20 protein-coding genes and 2 pseudogenes are annotated in these 21,892 nt (G+C 72.7%); 7 read left to right on the plus strand and 15 right to left on the minus strand.

All coding sequences use genetic code 11. The features are described from left to right. Window positions 1-89 precede the first annotated feature (89 nt). Window positions 90-1,589 carry a tRNA (N6-isopentenyl adenosine(37)-C2)-methylthiotransferase MiaB gene (miaB, locus tag OG799_RS20220; RefSeq protein ID WP_406036729.1) on the minus strand — a complete coding sequence of 500 codons (1,500 nt, stop codon included), beginning with the start codon at window positions 1,587-1,589 and terminating at the stop codon, window positions 90-92. A gap of 52 nt (window positions 1,590-1,641) precedes the next feature. Here miaB and OG799_RS20225 point away from each other — a divergent pair, with 52 nt between their 5' ends. Then, a complete protein-coding gene (locus tag OG799_RS20225) occupies window positions 1,642-1,869 on the plus strand; it encodes a DUF2277 family protein (protein ID WP_406036730.1) in 228 nt (75 codons plus the stop codon). Between the two features lie 69 nt (window positions 1,870-1,938). Here OG799_RS20225 and OG799_RS20230 read toward each other — a convergent pair whose 3' ends face one another. Further along, entirely contained in the window at window positions 1,939-2,418 is a 480-nt protein-coding gene (locus OG799_RS20230; protein ID WP_406036731.1) for a hypothetical protein, read from the minus strand. Window positions 2,419-2,655: 237 nt separating this feature from the next. After that, the gene (gene selD, locus OG799_RS20235) at window positions 2,656-3,645 is read right to left on the minus strand and encodes a selenide, water dikinase SelD (RefSeq protein ID WP_406036732.1); all 990 of its coding nucleotides are present in this window, start codon (window positions 3,643-3,645) and stop codon (window positions 2,656-2,658) included. Between the two features lie 199 nt (window positions 3,646-3,844). Here selD and OG799_RS20240 point away from each other — a divergent pair, with 199 nt between their 5' ends. From OG799_RS20240 to OG799_RS20255, 4 genes are all read left to right on the plus strand, one after another. Next, a complete protein-coding gene (locus tag OG799_RS20240; RefSeq protein WP_406036733.1) occupies window positions 3,845-4,600 on the plus strand; it encodes an amino acid ABC transporter ATP-binding protein in 756 nt (251 codons plus the stop codon). 58 nt (window positions 4,601-4,658) lie between these two features. Then, a complete protein-coding gene (locus OG799_RS20245; RefSeq protein ID WP_406036734.1) occupies window positions 4,659-5,522 on the plus strand; it encodes a glutamate ABC transporter substrate-binding protein in 864 nt (287 codons plus the stop codon). A 79-nt stretch (window positions 5,523-5,601) separates the two neighbouring features. After that, window positions 5,602-6,276, plus strand: coding sequence for an amino acid ABC transporter permease (locus tag OG799_RS20250; RefSeq protein WP_406036735.1), 675 nt, complete (start codon window positions 5,602-5,604; stop codon window positions 6,274-6,276). Beyond that, window positions 6,276-7,160 carry an amino acid ABC transporter permease gene (locus OG799_RS20255; protein WP_406036736.1) on the plus strand — a complete coding sequence of 295 codons (885 nt, stop codon included), beginning with the start codon at window positions 6,276-6,278 and terminating at the stop codon, window positions 7,158-7,160. The genes OG799_RS20250 and OG799_RS20255 overlap by 1 nt, the downstream gene beginning before the upstream one ends. Window positions 7,161-7,349: 189 nt before the next feature. Here OG799_RS20255 and rny read toward each other — a convergent pair whose 3' ends face one another. The 11 genes and pseudogenes from rny to OG799_RS20310 all read right to left on the minus strand — a co-directional run bounded on the left by rny (window position 7,350) and on the right by OG799_RS20310 (window position 18,959). After that, the gene (rny, locus tag OG799_RS20260) at window positions 7,350-9,116 is read right to left on the minus strand and encodes a ribonuclease Y (RefSeq protein ID WP_406036737.1); all 1,767 of its coding nucleotides are present in this window, start codon (window positions 9,114-9,116) and stop codon (window positions 7,350-7,352) included. Window positions 9,117-9,877: 761 nt separating this feature from the next. After that, on the minus strand, window positions 9,878-10,576 hold the full coding sequence (locus tag OG799_RS20265; RefSeq protein WP_406036738.1) for a 3-keto-5-aminohexanoate cleavage protein: 699 nt from the start codon (window positions 10,574-10,576) through the stop codon (window positions 9,878-9,880). A 163-nt stretch (window positions 10,577-10,739) separates the two neighbouring features. Continuing rightward, the gene (locus tag OG799_RS20270; protein ID WP_406036739.1) at window positions 10,740-11,435 is read right to left on the minus strand and encodes a regulatory protein RecX; all 696 of its coding nucleotides are present in this window, start codon (window positions 11,433-11,435) and stop codon (window positions 10,740-10,742) included. A 13-nt stretch (window positions 11,436-11,448) separates the two neighbouring features. After that, the gene (locus OG799_RS20275; RefSeq protein ID WP_406046350.1) at window positions 11,449-11,949 is read right to left on the minus strand and encodes a hypothetical protein; all 501 of its coding nucleotides are present in this window, start codon (window positions 11,947-11,949) and stop codon (window positions 11,449-11,451) included. A gap of 171 nt (window positions 11,950-12,120) precedes the next feature. Further along, window positions 12,121-12,675, minus strand: a pseudogene (locus OG799_RS20280) (LAGLIDADG endonuclease); the annotation flags it as partial. 60 nt (window positions 12,676-12,735) lie between these two features. Then, window positions 12,736-13,587: pseudogene (gene recA / locus OG799_RS20285) on the minus strand (recombinase RecA); the annotation flags it as partial. A 185-nt stretch (window positions 13,588-13,772) separates the two neighbouring features. Next, a complete protein-coding gene (locus tag OG799_RS20290) occupies window positions 13,773-13,973 on the minus strand; it encodes a DUF3046 domain-containing protein (RefSeq protein ID WP_088970405.1) in 201 nt (66 codons plus the stop codon). 4 nt (window positions 13,974-13,977) lie between these two features. Further along, entirely contained in the window at window positions 13,978-15,321 is a 1,344-nt protein-coding gene (locus OG799_RS20295; RefSeq protein ID WP_406036740.1) for an MFS transporter, read from the minus strand. A gap of 75 nt (window positions 15,322-15,396) precedes the next feature. After that, a complete protein-coding gene (locus tag OG799_RS20300) occupies window positions 15,397-16,539 on the minus strand; it encodes an acyl-CoA dehydrogenase family protein (protein WP_406036741.1) in 1,143 nt (380 codons plus the stop codon). A 76-nt stretch (window positions 16,540-16,615) separates the two neighbouring features. After that, on the minus strand, window positions 16,616-17,317 hold the full coding sequence (locus OG799_RS20305) for a UdgX family uracil-DNA binding protein (protein WP_406036742.1): 702 nt from the start codon (window positions 17,315-17,317) through the stop codon (window positions 16,616-16,618). 301 nt (window positions 17,318-17,618) lie between these two features. Next, on the minus strand, window positions 17,619-18,959 hold the full coding sequence (locus OG799_RS20310) for an aminotransferase class I/II-fold pyridoxal phosphate-dependent enzyme (protein WP_406036743.1): 1,341 nt from the start codon (window positions 18,957-18,959) through the stop codon (window positions 17,619-17,621). 38 nt (window positions 18,960-18,997) lie between these two features. Between OG799_RS20310 and OG799_RS20315 the strand changes: the two genes are divergently transcribed. Together OG799_RS20315 and leuE are read left to right on the plus strand one after the other, a co-directional pair. Continuing rightward, the gene (locus OG799_RS20315; RefSeq protein ID WP_406036744.1) at window positions 18,998-20,245 is read left to right on the plus strand and encodes a bifunctional pyridoxamine 5'-phosphate oxidase family protein/GNAT family N-acetyltransferase; all 1,248 of its coding nucleotides are present in this window, start codon (window positions 18,998-19,000) and stop codon (window positions 20,243-20,245) included. Next, window positions 20,242-20,910, plus strand: a complete 669-nt coding sequence (leuE, locus tag OG799_RS20320) for a leucine efflux protein LeuE (protein ID WP_406036745.1) — start codon at window positions 20,242-20,244, stop codon at window positions 20,908-20,910. The genes OG799_RS20315 and leuE overlap by 4 nt, the downstream gene beginning before the upstream one ends. Before the next feature lie 10 nt (window positions 20,911-20,920). Here leuE and OG799_RS20325 read toward each other — a convergent pair whose 3' ends face one another. Beyond that, window positions 20,921-21,844, minus strand: coding sequence for a sporulation protein (locus OG799_RS20325; RefSeq protein ID WP_406036746.1), 924 nt, complete (start codon window positions 21,842-21,844; stop codon window positions 20,921-20,923). Window positions 21,845-21,892 lie beyond the last annotated feature (48 nt).

A 21,892-nucleotide genomic window follows, 5' to 3' on the forward strand; every position in this document is an offset into this window, starting at 1 on the left:
CGCTTCGGGACCGGGGGCTCCCGCACGTTCAGGCCCGGACGGCACGACGGCCGGGACCGCCACGCGGGGTCCCGGCCGTCGGCGGTCGGTCAGTGCGCGGCGCAGCCGGTGGCCGGCGCGGGTGCCGCGGCCGGGGCGCCGATCACGGGCAGCCCGAGCAACACCCCGGGGGTACGCGGGGAGCGCCCCGCCTCGGCGGCGTCGCCGGCCCGGGTACGCCGGTGCGACAGCGGCTCGCCGTCGGCGTTGAGGTGGTGCGGGGCGGCGTACGTGACGGTGGTGTGCACGATGTCGCCGGGGCGGATCTGCCCCGCCAGGGAGCCGGCGTCGAAGTGCACGAGGCGGCCGTCGCGGGCCCGGCCGGACATCCGCCCGGTGCGCTCGTCCTTGCGCCCCTCGCCGACGGCGACCAGCACCTCGACGGTCTCCCCCACCAGGCGCTTGTTCTCCGCCCAGGTGATCTCCTCCACGCAGGCGATCAGCCGCTCGTAGCGTTCCTGCACCACCTGCTTGGGGAGCTGGCCGTCCATGGCGGCGGCGGGGGTGCCGGGGCGCTTGGAGTACTGGAACGTGAAGGCCGAGGAGAAGCGGGCCGCGCGGACCACGTCGAGGGTGCGCTCGAAGTCGGCGTCGGTCTCGCCGGGGAAGCCGACGATGATGTCGGTGGTGATCGCCGCGTCCGGCATCGCCGCCCGCACCTTCTCGATGATCCCCAGGTAGCGCTCCGACCGGTACGACCGGCGCATCGCCTTCAACACGTCGTCCGAGCCGGACTGCAACGGCATGTGCAGCGAGTGGCAGACGTTGGGGGTCTCGGCCATCGCGGCGATCACGTCGTCGGTAAAGTCCTTCGGATGCGGGCTGGTGAACCGGACCCGCTCCAGCCCGTCGATGTCGCCGCACGCGCGCAGCAGCTTGCCGAAGGCGTACCGATCGCCGAACTCGACACCGTAGGAGTTGACGTTCTGCCCGAGCAGGGTCACCTCCAGCACGCCCTCGTCGACCAGGGCGCGCACCTCGGAGAGGATGTCGCCGGGGCGGCGGTCCTTCTCCTTGCCGCGCAGGGCGGGCACGATGCAGAACGTGCAGGTGTTGTTGCAGCCCACCGAGATCGACACCCAGCCGGCGTACGTCGACTCGCGCCGGGTCGGCAGCGTGGAGGGGAAGACGTCGAGGGATTCGAGGATCTCCACCTCGGCGGCGGCGTTGTGCCGGGCCCGCTCCAGCAGCACCGGCAGCGAGCCGATGTTGTGCGTGCCGAACACCACGTCCACCCAGGGGGCCTTGCGGACGATCTCGCCGCGGTCCTTCTGGGCCAGGCAGCCGCCGACGGCGATCTGCATCCCGGGGTGCTTGTCCTTCACGGGGCGCAGATGACCCAGGTTGCCGTAGAGCCGGTTGTCGGCGTTCTCCCGGACGGCGCAGGTGTTGAACACCACCACGTCCGGGTTGTCGTCGGCCTCGGCGGCGCGCACGTAGCCGGCCTGTTCGAGCAGGCCGGAGATGCGCTCGGAGTCGTGCACGTTCATCTGGCAGCCGTACGTGCGCACCTGGTAGGTGCGCGGGCTGCTCGCCGCTGCGGTAGTCATGACGTGCACAGCGTATCCGGGCCGAGTTGGTCGGACCGAACGAGGAGGAGCCGTGTGCCGGAGCATCAAGACCCTGCGTGAGCCGTACGTCCCGGTGGTCACCGAGGAGGACGTCCGTGCGGCGGCGCTGCAGTACGTCCGGAAGATCTCGGGCTTCCGGACGCCCGCCGCCCACAACGCGGCCGCCTTCGACGCCGCGGTGGACGCGGTGGCCGCCGCCACGGCGACCCTGCTCGACCAGCTGGTGGTGCGCGGCCAGCAGCCGAGCGCCCGCGCCTGACGCGGCCGGACCGCGTTCGCGGCCCTCGCCGGCCGGGCCCGGGCTCAGGCCCGCCGGCCCGGCCCGGGCTCAGGCCGCGGCTAACGCCGGGGCGATCGAGTCGGGGGCCCACCGGGAGCGGTGGCACTGCGACCAGCCCCGGCAGCCCGGGTCGGCCACGGTGCAGAGCCGCTGACCGCTGAGCACCTCGCCGTCGTCGGTCTCGGTGACGGTGAAGTGCACCGGGCGGATGGTGCCGTCCGGGGCGACCAGCAGGTGCCGGCCGGCGTCCAGGGTGTCGTCACGCATCAGGCAGTTGCGGTCCAGCAGCCGGGCCAGCGCCGCGATGCTGGGCAGCTCGGGCAGCCGCTCCGGCACCCCGTAGCAGTCGACCATCGTGCCGAACTCGCCCGGCGCCTCCCACACGTCGCAGACCACCGCGTACGCGGGCAGCCGGGCCGGGTCGGCGACGGCGAGGGGCATCACCACCCGGCCGAGCGCCTCGGCCAGCGCGGGGTACACCTCCACGGGTGCCGCCCCGTCGATTCTCCAGTTCCACAGCTCGGTCATGCCGCCTCCTCGCTGTGCTCGATCCCACCGGCCTCCGGATCGGGCCTTACTGACGATGGTGGGGTGCATATGACCTCAGCCGGGGGCAAGTTACCGGTCTGTGACCATTCCGGGCATAATTTCCTTGGGCATCGTTGCTCCGAGTAGCGGGAAGATGACAGCTTATCGGGTATCGTGGCGCGTTCGCGGCAGGGATCACCGAGGCGTGGTGCGCCGTCCGGGACAGCGACATGGCGGTCAGCGGATCCGGACCAGATGCTCGCCGCGGGGGAGCAGCTCGCCGATCACCGTGCCGCCGGCCACCTCCCCGGCGACCAGCAGGCCACCAGAGGTCTGCGCGTCGGCCAGCAGCAACCGCTCCCCCTCATCGGTCGCGCCGAAGTCCGTCCACGGGGTCACCCAGTCCAGGTTGCGGCGGGTGCCGCCGCTGACGTACCCGTCCCGCAGCGCCTGCCGGGCCCCCGGCAGGTACGGCACCCGGGCGGCGTCGATCGCCACCGTCAACCGGCTGGCCCGGGCCAGCTTCGAGGCGTGCCCGAGCAGGCCGAAGCCGGTCACGTCGGTGCCACAGCGGATGCCGGCGGACACCGCCGCCCGCGCGGCGTCCCGGTTCAGCCCGGCCATCGAGGCGACCGCCTCCGGGAACCGCTCCCCCGTCTGCTTGTGCCGGGTGTTCAGCACCCCGACGCCGAGCGGCTTGGTCAGCGACAGCGGCAGGCCGGCCCGGCCGGCGTCCAGGGTGATCAGCTCCTCCGGGCGGACCACTCCGGTGACCGCGAGGCCGTACTTCGGGCCGTCGTCGTCGACGCTGTGTCCGCCGGCCAGATGGCAGGCCGCCTCCCGGGCCACGTCCTGGCCGCCGCGCAGCACCTCCCGGGCCAGCTCGACCGGCAGCTTCTCCCGCGGCCAGCAGAGCAGGTTGAGCGCGACGAGGGGCGTGCCGCCCATCGCGTACACGTCGGAGAGCGCGTTGGCCGCGGCGATCCGGCCCCAGTCGTACGCGTCATCGACGACCGGGGTGAAGAAGTCGGCGGTGCTGACCAGGCCGGTCCGCTCGTCCAGCCGGACCACCGCCGCGTCGTCGCCGTGCTCCAGGCCGACCAGCAGGTCCGCGGTGCCGCTGGCCGGACCGAGTCCCGCGACCATCGCCTCCAACTCGCCCGGCGGAATCTTGCACGCGCAGCCACCGCCGCGGGCGTAATCGGTCAACCGGATCGCGTCGGTCATCCCCACATGATCTCCGTGAAACACCGCCGCCGCCACCCGGACGGGCCGGGGGGTGGACGGAAATCGGACGCCCCGGCACGGCGGGGACCGGTGTTACCGCTCCGTGACCATCTGGGTTGCGTTCCGCCACGTGGGCCCGCCTACAGTGGCCCAACCGGGGGTCGACCGACCCCGGTTCCGCAGGCGACCGACAGGGACGGTGGACGACGTGACGACGGGCGAACCGCTCATCGTGCTGGACGGGGTCAACAAGTACTTCGGCCCGCTGCACGTACTGGACGACGTGTCGCTCTCCGTCGACAAGGGCGAGGTGGTCGTGGTCATCGGCCCCTCGGGCTCCGGCAAGTCGACGCTCTGCCGGACGATCAACCGGCTGGAGCCGATCGACTCCGGCACCATCACCTTCGACGGCCAGCCGCTGCCCGCGGAGGGGAAGGCGCTGGCGAAGCTGCGCAGCGAGGTCGGCATGGTCTTCCAGTCGTTCAACCTCTTCGCGCACAAGACGATCCTGGAGAACGTCACCCTCGGCCCGGTGAAGGTGCGCAAGGAGAAGCCGGCCGCCGCCCGCGAGCGCGGCCTGGCCCTGCTGGACCGGGTGGGCATCGCCAACCAGGCCGAGAAGTACCCGGCGCAGCTCTCCGGCGGCCAGCAGCAGCGGGCGGCGATCGCCCGCGCGCTGGCCATGCAGCCCAAGGCGATGCTCTTCGACGAGCCGACCAGCGCGCTGGACCCGGAGATGGTCGGCGAGGTGCTGGATGTGATGACCTCGCTGGCCCGCGACGGCATGACGATGGTCGTGGTCACCCACGAGATGGGCTTCGCCCGGCACGCGGCCAACCGGGTCATCTTCATGGCCGACGGCAAGCTGGTCGAGGACGCCCCGCCGACAGAGTTCTTCGCCAACCCGCGCAGCGAGCGGGCCAAGGACTTCCTCTCCAAGATTCTCACGCACTGAGCGTCCCGAGTGGAGCACGCCGGTTCCCGGCGGGCTCCCGTCGAAGAAGGAGATGAGTATGCGTATGAAGCACGTGGCGGCGGCAGCCGCGGCGGCCACCCTGGCGCTCGGCATGAGCGCCTGCGGCGGCGACGACAGCGGTTCCGGCAGCGGGGGCGCCAAGGGCATCGTCGGCAAGGCACAGAGCCAGAAGAAGCTGGTCATCGGCGTCAAGGCCGACCAGCCGGGTCTGGGCCTGCAGACCGGCAGCACGTACGAGGGCTTCGACGTCGAGATCGCCAAGATCGTGGCCAAGGGCCTGGGCGTCGACGCGAACAACATCGAGTGGAAGACCACCGTCTCCGCCAACCGTGAGCCCTTCATCCAGCAGGGCACCGTCGACCTGGTCGTGGCGACGTACACGATCAACGACGAGCGCAAGCAGAAGATCAACTTTGCCGGCCCGTACTTCATCGCGGGTCAGGACCTGCTGGTGAAGGCCGACTCGACGCTGTCCGGGCCGGAGGCGCTGGACGGCAAGACCGTCTGCTCGGTGACCGGCTCGACCCCGGCCAAGCGGATCCAGACCGAGCACCCGAAGGCCAAGCTGCAGCAGTTCGACTCGTACTCGAAGTGCCTGCCGCTGCTGGAGAACGGCCAGGTCGACGCCGTCACCACCGACGACATCATCCTCGCCGGCTACGCCGCCCAGTCCCAGTACGCCGGCAAGTTCAAGGTGGTCGGCAAGCCCTTCTCCACCGAGCCCTACGGGATCGGCCTGAAGAAGGACGACAAGGCCGGCTGCGAGAAGGTCAACGAGATCCTCAAGACCGCCGCCTCGGACGGCAGCTACAAGGCCGCCTGGGACGCCACCCTGGGCAAGAGCGGCAAGGCCGCGCCCGAGCTGGACACCACCAAGCTGACCAACTGCGGCAGCGTCTGACCGGTTCCGGGGCCGGCATCCGTACGGGTGCCGGCCCCGGCCTGTCACGACGCCGACGACGTGCCCCGGGAGTCGACGCATGCACGTATTCGCTGATCCGACCAACCTCGACGCGTACGTGTCGGGCTTTCTCTGGATCCTCAAGCTGACCGGCGCGTCGGCGGTGATCGCGCTGGTGCTCGGCGTGCTACTCGCCGCGTTCCGGGTCTCCCCGGTGCCCGTGCTGCGCGGCTTCGGCGCGGCCTGGGTGAACATCTTCCGCAACACGCCGCTGACGCTGATCATCTTCTTCTGCTTCTTCGGCCTCTACTCCACGCTGGGGCTGCGGCTCTCCGACGACCTGGACCGGAACAACTACTGGCTCGGCGTCATCGGCCTGTCGGTCTACACCGCGGCGTTCGTCTGCGAGGCCGTCCGGTCCGGCGTCAACACCGTCCCGGCCGGCCAGGCGGAGGCGGCCCGGGCGATCGGGCTGACCTTCTTCCAGACCCTGCGCATCGTGGTCCTGCCGCAGGCCGGGCGCGCCGTGGTGGCGCCGCTGGGCAGCGTGCTCATCGCGCTGTGCAAGAACGCCACGATCGTCGGCACCATCGGGCTGATCGAGGCGTCCAGCGTGATGAAGGACCTGCTCAACAGCAACGGCGACGCGGTCATCCCGATCTTCGCGGTCTTCGCCGGCACCTTCGCCGCGATCCTCATCCCCACCGGCTACTTCTTCGGCTGGCTGGCCAACCGTCTGGCGGTGAAGCGCTGATGAGCACCAGCAACGTCCTCTACGACCACCCGGGGCCCCGCGCCCGCGTCCGCAACGCGGTGCTCAGCGTCGTCTTCGGCCTCGGCCTGGTCGCGTTGCTGTGGTGGATCTACAGCAGGTTCGACCAGGCCGGCCAGTGGGAGGGCCGGCTCTGGGAGCCCTTCACCCGGTCGACCACCTGGACCGAGTTCATCCTCCCCGCCCTGTGGCAGACCCTGCTCGCCGCAGGCACCGGCATGGTGCTGTCGCTGGCCTTCGGCATCGTCTTCGCGGTGGGGCGGATCTCCGACCACTGGTGGATCCGGGTGCCGGCCGGCGTGGTGGTGGAGTTCTTCCGGGCCGTACCGCTGCTCTTGATGATCTTCTTCATCTTCTACGGCGTGCCGTTCCTCATCCAGGGACCGGTGACGGCGTTCACCGCCGTGGTGGCCGGCCTGACCCTCTACAACGGCTCGGTGCTGGCCGAGGCGTTCCGGGCCGGTATCCGGTCGATCCCCGGCGGCCAGTCCGAGGCCGCCTACGCGGTGGGCATGCGCAAGAGCCAGGTGATGCGGCTGATCCTGGTGCCGCAGGCCGCCCGGGCGATGCTCCCGGTGATCGTCAGCCAGCTCGTCGTGCTGCTCAAGGACACCGCGCTCGGCTACATCGTGGCCTTCCCCGAGCTGCTCGCCCGCGGCGTCAACGACCTCTCCGCGAACTACGGCAACGTGGTCGCCGCCGCGATCGTGGTGGCCGTGATCTACATCCTGCTCAACTCGCTGCTCACCGTGCTGGCGAACTGGCTGGACCGGCGTACCCGCCGGCGCGGGTTCCGGATCCCCAAGCAGACCGCCCCGGACTCGACCCCGGCCGGCGGGGTGGCCGTCTCCGAGCCGCAGGGCTGACCGCTCCACGCATCGCCACGCCGTGCCGGTGCCGTCCCGCCCGGACGGCCCGGCACGGCGTCGCCGGAGCAGGTGCCGATTCGTCCACGACATCGGCTCCACAGCGCCCGGCCAGCGCCGGCCTCGGCGGCTCGTCCGGTCCGCGGCAGAGTGCCCGGCGATGTCGTGGGGCCGGGCGGGATGCGGCGGTCAGCGGGCGATCTCGGTGACCCGGGACTCGCGGACCACGGTCACCCGGATCTGACCGGGGTAGGTCAGCTCCTCCTCGATCTGCTTGGCCACGTCCCGGGCGAGGACCGCCGCGCCGATGTCGTCGACGTCGTCCGGCTTCACCATCACCCGGATCTCCCGGCCCGCCTGCATGGCGAAGACCTTCTCCACGCCGACCTTGCCGGCGGCGATCTCCTCGATCCGCTCCAGCCGCTTGACGTACGCCTCCAGGCTCTCCCGGCGGGCGCCCGGCCGCCCGCCCGAGCAGGCGTCGGAGGCCTGGGTGAGGACGGCCTCGACGGTCTGCGGCGGCACCTCGTTGTGGTGCGCCTCGATGGCGTGCACCACGTCCTCGCTCTCGCCGTACTTGCGGGCGAGGTCGGCGCCGATGATGGCGTGACTCCCCTCCACCTCGTGGGTGAGCGCCTTGCCGATGTCATGCAGGAACGCCGACCGCTTGATGGTCGGCACGTCCAGCCGCAGCTCGGCGGCCATGATCCCGGCGATGTGCGCGGTCTCCACCAGGTGCTTGAGCACGTTCTGCCCGTACGACGTCCGGTAGCGCAGCCGGCCGAGCAGGGCGACCAGCTCCGGGTGGATCTCGGTGATGCCCACCTCGACCAGGGCGTCCTCGGCGGCCCGGAGGCAGAGCTCCTCCACCTCGTGCCGGGCCAGGTCGTAGACCTCTTCGATCCGGTGCGGGTGGATCCGCCCGTCGAGGACCAGCTTCTCCAGGGTGAGCCGGCCGACCTCCCGGCGGACCGGGTCGAAGCAGGAGAGCAGCACCGCCTCGGGGGTGTCGTCGATGATCAGGTTGACCCCGGTGACCGACTCGAAGGCGCGGATGTTGCGCCCCTCCCGGCCGATGATCCGCCCCTTCATCTCGTCGCCCGGCAGGTGCAGGACGCTGACCACGCTCTCCGCGGTCTGCTCGCCGGCGACCCGCTGGATGGCGTCCACGACGATGTTCCGGGCGCGCTGCTCGGCAGTGTTGCGGGCCTCCGACTCGATGTCCCGCACCAGCAGGGCGGCCTCCCGCTTGGCCTGGCCCTCGATCGCCTCGACCAGCTCAGCCCGGGCGGCGTCGGCGGTCAGCCCGGCCACCCGCTCCAGCTCGCGGCGGCGCTGCTCCTCCGCCTCGGCCACCGCCCGCTCCCGCTCGGCCAGCGCGTTCTCCCGGGCGGCGAGGGCGGCGCTGGCGGCGGTGAGCTGCCGCTCCCGCTCGGCGAGCCGCTCCACCTCCTCGGTGTGCATCCGCTCCCGCTCGTCCATCCGGGCGGCCCGGCGTTCCACCTCGGCGGCCTGCTCCCGGGTGGTCGCGGCGAGCACGGCGACCTCCCGTTCGCCGCTGCGTCGGGCGGCCGTGCGGAGCTGCTCGGCGTCCGCCTCGGCCTGCTTGTGCGCCCGTTCCAGGACGGTGTCGGCCTCCGCGCGGGCGTCGTCGAGGACCCGGCGGGCCTCGGCCCGGGCCGCCTTCGCCTCGGCCTTGGCGGCGGCCGCCTCGGTGCGGGCCGCGGCGGCGGCCGACTTCGCCACGTCGATGGTGCTGTTGGCCTCGTCGGCGGCGGTGCGCAGGGCGGCGAGCGACTGCTCCTGCCGGTCCTTCTCGGCGATGAAGGCCGGGTCCTCGGGGGCCGGCGCGACGCTCATCCGGCGCAGCGCCCGGACGCCCACCAGCACCGCCCCGACCACCACGACGGCCAGGATCAGCACCACCGCGAGGATGACGACGTCGAAGGCGTTCATGCCGCCGCCCCGCGACGGGGGGACGCCTCCCGGCGACCCCGGGCCGTCCCCCGACCCCCGGTGACCGGGCCGGCGCCCGACCGGCCGCCGATGACCTGCTCGGCGCCCGACCGACCGCCGGTTGCCTGGTCGGCGCCCGACCGGCCGGCGATGCGTGGAAGACCGCCGGTGAACCTGTGCCGCCCCGCCATGGCCGCCTCCCCTGAACGTCGACTCCGCAGGAGACGTGCCGGGGGCACGCACCTGCGGCTCTGGACGCCCGACCGGAGCGGCTGGCAGTGGGTAGCTTTCCGTCGGCGGTGCCCTCGGAAGGGCATCGCCGATGGCCGGTTGCAGTTGTCGGTCGGCTCCGGACCGGCTGTCCGGAGCTGCCGTCAAGGGCCGGTGAAGCTGGCCAAAGTGATGCTGTTCTGTTACGAGATCTATGTTGTGCGCTTAGCCTGCGCTGGTCGGGCAATGTGAGCCTGTATGGCGAGGCTAGGTCGCCAGGGGCGGTTCGGTCAAGAACTCATGATCAAACCACCCGGACGGAGAGAAGTTGAGCCGTCACCCGCAGGTGAAGGCATGCCGGACAGGAGTAGACAAAGGGCCCGCGCCGACGGCCGCTGAGTCACCTTCCGGACCTGCTCAGCCCGCCACCGCCCCGCCCGCACCGGCACCATGATCGTCTGCACGCCACCGACATCCCCCGTGGCGTGTCGAATCGCTGACGTGCAGACGATCACTCGCGCCAGGAGGTCGCCGGAGAGGCACCGGGTGCGTCAGGCGGCACCCAGGGTGAGGGCGGCGTCGACGAGGGTGGGGTTGTCGGGGGTGGGGGTGCCGTCGGAGAGGCGCAGCGTGTCCTCCAGGCCGATCCGGGTGTCCAGGCGACGGCGTACCGCCTCGGCGAGCACCGGCCAGGCGGCTGCGCCCTCGCCGTGCAGCAGCACCGGTGGCCCGCCGGGGGCGAGGGCGGCGAGGATCGCCGCGGCGTCCGCCAGCGCCGTCACCGGGTCGTCGGGGGTGCACTCGACCAGGATCCGCCCGGCCGGGACCCGCCAGCCGCGCCACGCCTCGACCGCCGCCACCGTCCAGAGCCCGGCCTCGACGAGCACGCCCCGCTCGTGCAGCGCCGCGGCGACCGCCTCCGCGCCGGGCTCGTGCGCGTTCACGGAGACGAAGTCGGGCAGCACCGGCCAGGCCCGGACGGCGGCCACCCGGGCGACCGGGTCCGGCTCGATCCAGGCGCCGGTGCTCACCCCCACCGGCAGCCCGGCGGCCCGCAGCGCGGTGACCGCCTCGGCGATCACCGCCGGAGCGAGCGACTCCGCCCCGGTGGCGTCCCGGGGGTGGACGTGCACCGCGGCCGCCCCGAGCGCGGCGCACCGGGCGGCGTCGGCGGCCAACTCGGCCGGGGTGACCGGGACGGCCGGGTGCTCGTCGCGACGCCGGCCCCCGTTCAGACAGGCTTTCAGCACCCTGCCATCATCGCCCGACCCCGCCCCGGGCCGGCACTCTCCCCGCCGCCCCACCGCCTGGCCGCCTCGGCGGCGCGACCAACACGACGGCACGACGGCTGGGCAGCTCGGCGGCACAGCAGTTCGGCGGCACGACCGCGCGGCGGCGCGGCCGTTCGCGGGCTCAGCCGAGTCCGCGGTTGTCCCGGTCGAGCTCGTTCTCGGCGTCGGCCAGGGCGTCGGCGTCGATCTGCTCGGCGAACTCGGCCGCCTCGGCGCTCTGCGCGGCGAGGGCGTCCTTCACCGCCCGGATCGCCACGCCCGGCGGGTAGCCCTTGCGGGCCAGCATGCCGACGAGGCGGCGGAACACCGCGTCCGGCTCGCCCCGGACCGTGCGCAGCTTCCGGTCCACCAGGGCCCGGGCGGTCTCCGCCTCGGTCTCCTCGTCCAGCTCGCCGAGCGCCTCGCTGGCCACGTCGCCGTCCACGCCGCGCTGGCGCAGCTCGTTGGCGAGCGCCCGGCGGGCCAACCCCCGGCCGGCGTGCCGGCTGGAGACCCAGGCCCGGGCGAAGGCGGCGTCGTCGATGATGCCGACCTCGTCGTACCGGTCGAGCACCTGCGCGGAGACCTCCTCGGAGATGCCCCGCTTCGCGAGGGCGCCGGCCAGCTCCACCCGGGTACGCGGCCGGACCGCGAGCTGCCGCAGGCAGATCTCCCGGGCCACCTCGGCCTCGTCGCGCGGTGCCGCCGGGGTCGCCTCCGGGTCGGTCTCCTCGGACCGGCCGCGGCGACCCCGCCGGGGCCGGGTCGAGTTGTCGTCACTCGCCCGGGTCGGGCTGGCGTCCCAGCCCCGCCCCGTGCGAGCGCGTCGTCCTGCCACTCGGCGCGACCGGTCAGAAGTCGACCGGCGGCAGCTCCGGGCCACCGGCGGCGTCGCCCGCGCCGACCCCGACGCCGAGCTTCTCCAGGATCTTCTTCTCGATCTCGGCCGCCACGTCCGGGTTCTCCTTGAGGAACTCCCGGGCCTTCTCCTTGCCCTGGCCCAGCTGGTCACCGTCGTAGGTGTACCAGGCGCCGGACTTGCGGATGATCGCCTGCTCCACGCCGACGTCGATCAGCGAGCCCTCGCGGGAGATGCCCTTGCCGTACATGATGTCGAACTCGGCCTGCTTGAACGGCGCGGCGACCTTGTTCTTCACGACCTTGACGCGGGTGCGGTTGCCGACCACGTCGGTGCCGTCCTTGAGGCTCTCGATGCGGCGCACGTCGAGCCGGACCGAGGCGTAGAACTTCAGCGCCCGACCACCGGTGGTGGTCTCCGGGCTGTTGTGCACCATCACGCCATCGACGAAGTAGTTGTGGTTGCCATCCACCTCGATGTCGAACCGGTTCATCGAACGGGTCTTCGGCTTGGCGTGCACGTCGATGATCCGAGCCGGCACCGGCATGAGTTCCGCGGAGACGAACTGCGGCTCAACGGTGCACCGGCCACGGAATCTCGGCAGCAGCTTGGACTCCATCGCCGCAGGCACGTACGGTGCGATCAGCTCGTGGAACCTCGCCGACGCCTCCGTGGTGAACATGACGGATGCCGTCTGTCGAGCGCCACGGGCCCCCAGTTTCACGTCCAGCCCGTACGCGTCGTGCAGGTACTCGACCAGCCGGTCCCGACTGCCCTCGGCCATCGCCTCGACACAGATCTCGATCCGCCCGGAGCCACCCTTCGTACGTTCCTGCATGCCCTTGGACCGGAGCGTGAAGCATCCGTCATCCATGTACCACACAGCGAGCGCCAAGGGGGTCAGCGCCTTGAGGTAATCCCAGCTGAGGTGCTTCTTGCCGTCGCCCAGGTAGACAGCTCGGCGCAACTCGTCCAACTCGGGCAGTGGCGTGAAGTCGGCGAAGACTGCACCACGAGCGTCGGTCCGCCGAGAGTGGGTGATATTGCCGAGCAGCGACACCTTCCAGCCAAGGTAGTCCATCTGCTGGGCGCCGTGACCGAGCCGGAAGCGGACCCCCGAGCGGTCATGACGGTTGGCGGAGAGGGCGCCATCGCCCATCAACGAGCCGAGCACGACCTGCCACTGCTGTTCGCTGAGGCGCCGCGGCTCGGCCAGCATGACCCGGTCCCCGGCGATCAGCTCACCGGCCTCCCGCCACCCGGCAGGGGTACGGATCAGGTGGTTGGCCGTGGCCGCGAACTGGGCCCGCCCGTTGCCACCTGACTTCGCCACGGTGAACTGGAGGAACTCCTCCGCCGGGCCGTTGTTGAACCAGTTCGTGATCCGCTTCGGCTCCACCCGGTCGGTCTCCGGGTTGTACGAGAGGACCTCGACGTCCATCCGCTGGTTGACGATCTTGCCGATCTTCTCCTGCGTGCCATCCGCCAGGGTGACCCTGGTCGAGTACGACATGCAGCCGAACATCACGCCGATCTTCTCGCGGAGCTGGTTGATGAAGATCGCCGTGGTGGCGGTGTTGTTGAGCACACCGGTGATCTTCCGCAGCGCCTGGCTCATCAGCCGGGCCTGGAGACCCACGTGGCTGTCGCCCATCTCGCCCTCGATCTCGGCGCGCGGCACCAGGGCTGCAACCGAGTCGATCACGATGATGTCGATCGCGCCAGAGCGGACCAGCATGTCCGCGATCTCCAGCGCCTGCTCGCCGGTGTCCGGCTGGGAGACCAGCAGGGCGTCGGTGTCGACGCCGAGGGCCTTCGCGTACTCCGGGTCGAGCGCGTGCTCGGCGTCGATGAAGGCGGCGATGCCGCCGGCCCGCTGGGCGTTGGCCACCGCGTGCAGGGCGACCGTGGTCTTACCGCTGGACTCGGGACCGTAGATCTCGACGACCCGGCCGCGGGGCAGACCGCCCACGCCGAGCGCCACGTCGAGCGCGATGGAGCCGGTCGGGATCACCGCGGTCTGGATGACCGGTCGCTCGCCCAGCCGCATCACCGAACCCTTGCCGAACTGCTTGTCGATCTGAGCGAGAGCAAGGTCGAGTGCCTTCTCCCGGTCGGGCCCTGCGGCCATGTTTGCCACCCCTGCCTTCGCCGGCGTCTTTCCTGAGCTTCGCGTCACGCGGGACACGCTAGGCGCTGGGTCCGACAGAAAACCAGCCGACGGGCCGCGAGCTGTGGACGAGCACCCCGCTGTGGACAATAGCCGAACAGGTGTACGACTCGGCAAGCGACACGCGGAAGCGGCCAGGAGACTGCTCAGCGCAGCCGGGCGGGGACCCGGTCGGGATAGGCGGCGACGACGGCCCGCCACACCACGTGGGTCTGCTCACCCGAGGAGAGCGCCTGCTCGATGGTCCGCCCGCCAAGCTGGGACAGCACCTGGTCACGGGCGATGCTGGCCGCGTAACCCGGCCCGAACGCCTCCTCCAGCCGCGCCCAGAAGTCGGTCAGCCGCACGTGATCAGTCCTCCTCGTCGGGCACCCGCCCGGGCACCGGACGCAACGCTAGCGCCACCAGGGGCACCACCGCGATCGACGCCAGCAGGGTCAGCACCGGATAACCGGCCGCCCGCATGACAAACCCGCTCGCCGCGGCGGCCCCGGCGCCGGCCAGCCCCATCGTCAGGTCGGAGAAGCCCTGCACGCTCGGGCGGACCGCCGCCGGTACCGACTCCGACAGCAGCGTGGACCCGGCCACCATGGTGCCGGACCACCCGAGCCCGAGCAGGACCAGGCCGATCGAGAGCTGCGGCGTGTGGTGCCCGGCGGTGCCGGCCACCGCGCAGGCGGCGAGCAGCAGCCCGACGCCGGCGAGGATCACCGCGCGCCGACCCAGCCGGTCGGTGAGCCAACCCACCACCGGGCTGAGGGCGTACATGCCGGCGATGTGCAGGCTCAGCACGATGCCCACCACCCGCAGCACGTCCGCGTCCGAGTGCGACTCGCCGAGGCGGACCGGGGTCATCGACATCACGGCCACCATCACCACGTGGCCCACCGCCACGGCGGCGATGCCGAGCCGGGCGGCCGGGCGACGGCGTACCACCTGCCAGGCGACCCGCATCCCCGCGCCGCGCCGGGCGCTCCGGCCCGGCGCGACGACGGCGTCCGCCGGCGGGGTGACGTCCGGCGACGCGGCGGCGACCGGGGCGTCGGCCGCCGCGAGCCGGCGCGCGGTGAGCAGCGGGTCGGGTCGCAGCAGGACCAGCAGTACGACCGCCGCCAGGGTGAACGCGGCGGCGGAGAAGGCGAACGGACCGGCCAGCGGGGGCAGTCCCCACCCGCTGGTGGTGTGGTCGGCGAGCGCCGCGAAGTTCGGCGCGGCCACCGCGCCGATGGTGGTGGCCCAGACGATCAGGGAGAGCTGGCGGCCCCGGCGGGCGGGCTCGGCGAGGTCGACGGCGGCGTAGCGGGCCTGGAGGTTCGCCGCGGTGCCCCCGCCGAAGAGCAGCATCCCGAGGAAGAGCAGCGGCACGAAGCGGGTGACCGTGGCCAGCACCACCAGCACGGCGCCGACCGCGCCGGCCAGGTAGGCCACGGCCAGTCCGGGCCGGCGGCCGCGCCCGTTCATGATCCGGGTGACCGGGACGGCGAGCAGCGCCCCGCCCACCACGGCCGCGCTCTGGGCCAGGCCGGCGACCGCGGTGCCGGCGACCCGGGCGGCCAGCAGCGCCCCCACCGAGATGCCGATGGTGACGCCGATCCCGCCGATGATCTGAGTGGTGAAGAGCAGGCGCAGGGTCCGCCGCTGGATCGGCGCGGCATCGGGCCGGGTACGGACCGGCGTGGTCAGGTCGGTGGCCATGCCGGCCTCCTCGGTAAGGGGTCAGACGCTGCCCCATCCTTGCGCATGCACCCCGATCGGCGGCACCCCGTTTCGCTACAGGCCGAGCCCCCGACCGATGATCTCCTTCATGATCTCGGTGGTGCCGCCGTAGATGGTCTGCACCCGGCCGTCCAGCCAGGCCTTCGCCACCGGATACTCGAGCATGAAGCCGTAGCCGCCGTGCAGCTGCACGCAGCGGTCGGCGACCTTGTTCTGCAGCTCGGTGGTCCACCACTTGGCCTTCGCCGCGTCGGTTACCGACAACCGGCCGGCGTTGAACTCGGCCACGCAGTGGTTGACGAACGTCCGCGCGATGGTGACCTCGGTGTCCAGCTCCGCCAGAAGGAAGCGGTTGTGCTGGAACTTCCCGATCGGCCGGCCGAACGCCTCCCGCGAGCGGGCGTAGTCGAGGGTGACCGCGAGCAGCTTCTCCGCCGCCGCGACCGCGGCCACCGCGATGCTCAGCCGCTCCCGGGGCAGGTTCCCCATCAGGTGGTAGAAGCCGTGGTTCTCGGTGCCGATCAGGTTCTCCGCCGGCACCCGGCAGTCGTCGAAGAAGAGCTCGGCGGTGTCGTTGGCCTTCAGGCCCACCTTGGCCAGCCGCCGGCCCCGGCTGAAGCCCGGGGTGCCGGTCTCCACCGCGACCAGGCTCACCCCGTGCGCGCCCTGGTCCGGCGCGGTCCGGACGACGACCACCACCAGGTCCGCCATCTCGCCGTTGGTGATGAACGTCTTCTGCCCGTTGAGCACGAACGAGTCGCCGTCGCGGACCGCGCTGGTGCGGATGCCGGCCAGGTCGCTGCCGGCGCCCGGCTCGCTCATCGCGATCGCGGTGACCAGGTCGCCGGAGCAGAACCCGGGCAGCCAGCGCTTGCGCTGGTCGTCGGTGGTCAGCTCGGTCAGGTACGGCGCCACTACGTCGTTGTGCAGGCCGAAGCCGAGCCCGGAGCAGCCGGACGCGACGATCTCCTCGTCCAGCACCGCGTTGAACCGGAAGTCCCGCTGGCCGCCGCCACCGAACTCGGTGTCCACGTCCATACCGAGCAGTCCTGCCGCGCCGGCCTTGCGCCACACCTTCCGGTCGACGATCCCGTCGGCCTCCCAGCGTTCGTGGTGCGGGACGGCCTCCCGGGCCAGGAACTGGCGGCACAGGTCCCGGAACTCTTCGTGGACGGGCTCGTAGAGATGCTGCTCCATGGCGGCCAGTGTGGCACCGCTCACCGGCGCTGCCCAGAGGCGAGCCGCGCTCACGAGCGTGATCTTGCGGGCGCGATCAGGCGGTCAGGGCGCGGGCGGCGACGGTGAGGTCGGCGACCAATCCCTCGTACGCCTTGTCCTGGTCGTCGGCGCGGAGCACCGCGGACGGGTGGATGGTGGCCAGCAGGCGGGCCTCGGGGGCGTCGGCGACCTTCCCGGTGTTGTCCACCGGCACCCGGGTGAAGTCCTCGGGGTGCTGGGCGGACGCCGGCCAGGGCAGCAGCTCCCCACGCTGCTTCGTCACCCGGAAGGTGGGGCCGAGCAGCGCCTTGGCGGCGGTGGCGCCGAGCACCACGACGATCTCGGGGTGCAGCCGGGCGAACTCGGCGACCAGCCAGGGCCGGCAGGCGGTGATGTGCACCCGGTCCGGGGTCTGGTGGATGCGGCGCTTGCCGCGCAGCTCGAACCGGAAGTGCTTCACGGCGTTGGTCAGGTAGATGTGCCCAGGGTCGAGGCCGGCGTCGTCCACCGCCTTGCGCAGCAGCCGGCCGGCCGGGCCGACGAAGGGCAGCCCCTTCTGGTCCTCCATGTCGCCGGGCTGCTCACCGACGAAGACCACCCGGGCGCTTTCGTCGCCCCGACCGAAGACGGTCTGGGAGGCGTCCCGGTACAGCTCGCACCCGTGGCAGCCGGCCGCCGCGGCGCGCAGCTCGTCGATGGTGTCGGCCTGCGGCGGGATGAACTGCTGGGCGCCGGGGGCGTCGGTCTGCTCGGCCATGCCGACTTTATATACCGGTTCCGTGCCGGACGCCGGGTTCCACCCACCGCCCGGCGTCCGGCCGGACGTCAGTAGCCGCCACCACCACCGCCGCCCCGCGAGGCCAGCGCGATCGCGATGATCACGACGATCACCGCCACCGCGATGCCGATCCAGAGTCCGGTCCGGGACCTGTTCGAAGCCATGGTCGACCACCTCCCGGCGCCGCATTCCCGCAGGCTCGGCCGACATGCCACGAGCCCGCGACGACGGTCCGGCCCGCCAACGCCCTGGTCGGCCGGGCCCGAAACGGCCGTGGCGGTCAGGCGGTGAACCCGAACGGCGCGGAGGGGCGTACCGCCCGGGCGACCGCGGCGGCCAGCGGGGCCAGGTCGGCCTCGTCGAGCGGGCTGACCGTGATCCGGACGCCTGGGGCGGCGGCGATCCGGTTGATCACGCCGGGGGCGACCGACCAGCCGGCGTCGCGCAGGGCGGTGACCACCACGGTCTCATCGGGCACGGGCACCCAGACGTTGATCCCGGTACGGCCGTGCGCGGCCACACCGTGCGCGGCGAGCGCGTCGACCAGCCCGTTCCGCCGCCGTTCGTAACTCGCCCCCGCGCGGTCGACCAGGCCGGCGGTGGCGGGGTCACGCCAGAGCGCCAGCACGAGGCGTTGCAGCACGGTGGAGACCCAGCCGGCGCCGACCCGGGCCCGGCCGGCCACCCGGGCCACCGTGGCCTCGTCGCCGGCGAGGACCGCCAGGCGCAGGTCCGGCCCGTAGGGCTTGCTCACCGACCGGACGAAGGCCCAGGCCGGGGTCGCCCCGGCGAGCGGATGCAGCGGTACGCGGGCCAGCTCGGCGGCGTGGTCGTCCTCGATCAGCAGCAGGTCGGACCGGCCGGCGAGCAGGGCCCGCAACGCGTCGGCGCGGTCGGCGGACACGGCCGCGCCGGTCGGGTTCTGGGCGCGGCTGGTGACGATCAGCGCGCGGGCCCCGGCGGCGAGGGCGGCCCGGACACCCGGCGCGGTGAGTCCCTCGTCGTCGACCGGCACGCCGATGGCGCGCAGCCCGAGCGCCGCGACCAGGTCCAGCAGGTTGGCCCAGCCGGGGTCCTCGACGGCCACCGCGTCGCCGGGCCGCAGGTGAGCGGCGAGCAGGCGCTCGATGCCGTCCAGCGCGCCACCGGTGACGGTGATCTCGGCGGCGGGCACGCCGTCGGCGGAGAGCCGTTCCCGGGCGGCATCGGCGAGGTCGGGGACGACGGCGTTGGCCGCGTACCCGGTGGGCGGGCCGATCTCGGCGGCGAGCGCGGCCAGGCGCGGACCGAGCGGCGGCAGCAGCCGGGGATCGGGCTGCCCGGCGGAGAGGTTGCGGGCGCCGGGCAGCGGCGGCGGCAGCAGGCCGGCGCGGCGGGAGGCGACCGGCGGGCGCGGGCGGACCCGGGTGCCGTGCCGGCCGGCGGTGACCACCAGGCCGCGTTGCCGCAACTCCTGGTACGCCCTGGCGACGGTGGCCGGGCTCAATGCCAGCTCGGTGGCGAGGGCGCGGACGGCGGGCAGGGGGTCACCCGGGGCGAATCCACCGTCGCGGATCCCGCGCTCCACGCTGGCCGAAATGGCGGCCGACGTCGACCCCTCGATCTGATAATGTGCTGCCACAGTTTGGCTATTGTACTAGAACGAAGGTGGGATGTCGCATGTACCCCCGGACCGAACGGACCACCGCCACCCGCACCCGCGACCGGATGAGCTACGACGAGACCGCCGCGCACGCCGTCCTCGACGAGGCGTACCACTGCGCGCTGGGGTTCACCGTCGACGGTGAGCCGCGCGTGCTGCCCACCCTGCACGTCCGCGTCGGCGACACCCTCTACCTGCACGGCTCCACCGGCAGCCGGCCGCTGCTCGCCGCCCGCGGCGACGCCGGGCTGCCGGTCTGCGTCGCGGTGACCCTGCTCGACGCGCTGATCTACGGCCGCTCCCAGTTCCACCACAGCGCCAACTACCGCTCGGTGGTCGCCCACGGCACCGCCCGGCTGGTCACCGACGAGCGGGAGAAGATCGCGGTGCTCACCGCGCTGGTCGAGAAGGCCGCCGTCGGGCGCAGCGCGGACAGCCGGCCGCCGAGCCGCCGGGAACTGGCCGAGACGGCCGTGCTGGCGCTGCCGCTGCGCGAGGTGTCCGTCCGCGACCGCACCGGCGGGGTCAACGACGACCCCGCCGACCTCGACCTGCCGTACTGGGCCGGGGTGCTGCCACTGCGGCTGATCGCCGGGGTGCCGGAGCCGGCCCCCGGGGTGACCGCGCCGCTGCCGGCGTACCTGCGGCCGGCCCGGTCGGCCTGGCTGGAGCCGGTGGTGCTGCGCGGCGAGCACGTCGTGCTGGAACCCCTCGACCTGTCCCACGCCGAGGAGCTGTACGCCGCGCTCGACGACCCGGAGGTGTGGCGGTACATCGGCACCCCCCGCCGACCGGCCGACGCCGAGGAGACCGGGACGTTCATCAGGACCGTGCTGGAGGCCCACCACCGGGGCGTGCGGATGCCGTGGGCGGTGCGGTGCGCGGCCACCGGCGCGGTGGTCGGCACCACCTCTTACCTGCCCGAGGAACCCGGCTCCTCGCTGGAGATCGGCGGGACCATGCTCGGCCGGCCCTGGTGGCGGACCGGGATCAACACCGAGGCGAAGCTGCTGCTGCTCACCCGGGCATTCGAGGACCTGGGCACGGTGCGGGTGACGTGGCAGACCGACGTGCTCAACGAGCGGTCGCAGCGGGCCATCGAACGGCTCGGCGCCGCCCGGGAGGGGACGCTGCGGTCCAACCGGCGGCGGGCCGACGGCACCTGGCGGAACTCGGCGCTCTACTCGATGCTGGCCGAGGAGTGGCCGAACGCACAGGTCAGGCTGCGGGAAAGGCTTCGCCCGGCGGCACCGGTGGGGTCATGATGTCCGGCGTGCTGGGCATCACCGACATCTGGACGTATGTGCTGGGGACCGTGGCGATCGTGCTGCTGCCGGGCCCGAACTCGCTCTTCGTGCTCTCCACCGCCGCTCGGCGCGGGGTGGGGGCCGGCTACCGGGCCGCGAGCGGGGTGTTCGTCGGCGACTCGGTGCTGATGATCCTCTCCGCCGCCGGGGTGGCGTCGCTGCTCAAGGCGTACCCACCGCTCTTCCTGGTGATCAAGTACGCCGGCGCGGCGTACCTCGGTTATGTGGGGTTGATGATGCTGCGCGGCGCCTGGCGGCGCTGGCGCGACCGCAACGACCCGGCCACGCCGCGGCTGATCGACGCGGCGGAGCCGGCGGCGCTGCGCAGCCCGTTCCGCAAGGCGCTGGTGATCAGCCTGCTCAACCCGAAGGCGATCCTCTTCTTCATCTCCTTCTTCATCCAGTTCGTCGACCCCGGGTACGCCTGGCCGGCGCTGTCGTTCCTGCTGCTCGGCCTGATCGCCCAGGTGACCAGCGCGCTCTACCTGACCGCGCTGATTTTCGCCGGGACGTTCCTGGCCGCCCAGTTCCACCGCCGCCGTCGCCTCGCCGTCACCGGCACCACCGCGGTCGCCGCCCTCTTCCTCGGCTTCAGCATCAAGCTCGCCACCGCCTCGGTCTGACCCGCGCCGGTCAGGTGCCGTCGCCGCCGCCACCGCCGATGCCGCCCCCGCCGGCCGTGCCGCCCAGGCCGTAGCCGGGCGCGACCGGCTCGTCGGGGTGGCGGCTGACGTGCGCGGACTCGTTGATCGTGGCGGACCAGTCGGCGTGCGCGGCGGCGGCCGCGTGCCGGTTGATGGCGTGCCGCAGCCAGCCGTCCACGGTGGCCACCCAGTCCCGCCGGTCCTGGCCCGCGTGCCAGACCCGGAATCGGCTGATGCTCTGGTGGGTGACCCCGGCCAGGGAGAGCCGGCGGTCCAGCCAGAGCAGCGCCTCCAGCCCCGCCGCGTTGGTCACGAAGATCAGTTCCAACTCGGTGATCGGCCCGGCGTAGAGCGGCGCCACCCAGTAGCCCAGCCGCTCGTGCACCGGCAGCGTCTGCTCCACCCCCGGCAGCCGGCCCTGCTGCAGACCCGCCTGCCGCAGCACGAAGCCGAGGGTGTCCAGCGCGGCGAGGATGTGCTGCTGGGTCGGCAGCGGATGGACGAGGACCGGCACCATCGCGCCCTGGTCCAGGTCCGGATCCACCGACACCTCGGTACGCAGACCGGTGCGCAGACCCATCAACGGCACCCCGCCGAAGATCGTCACCGGGGTCTCCCAGGGCAGCGGCAACGCGAAGTCCACCGCCCGCCGCCGCCCCGCCGGCACCACGAACCGGCCGGCGATCGGCACCTGGTGGTACTGCACCAGGCGGCGCGGCGAGCCCGGGTCCGCCGGCTCCGCCTGGGCGACCAGGCCCAGCCTGATGTGCCGGACCGGCACGTCCTCTCCCCCGGCGGCGAGCGTCACCCGCCCCGGCAGGCGCAGGCCGGGACGGGTGCTCGGGTTGGTCAGGGTGGTGGTCACCGACAGCCCGGTCCACACGGACTCCGAGGACACCCCGGTCAGCCGCACCCCGCTCCCCCGTTCCCCTCGCGTCGAGGCACGGCTTTCCCGGTGGAC

It is taken from the genome of Micromonospora sp. NBC_00898 (assembly GCF_045207895.1).
Lineage (GTDB): Bacteria > Actinomycetota > Actinomycetes > Mycobacteriales > Micromonosporaceae > Micromonospora.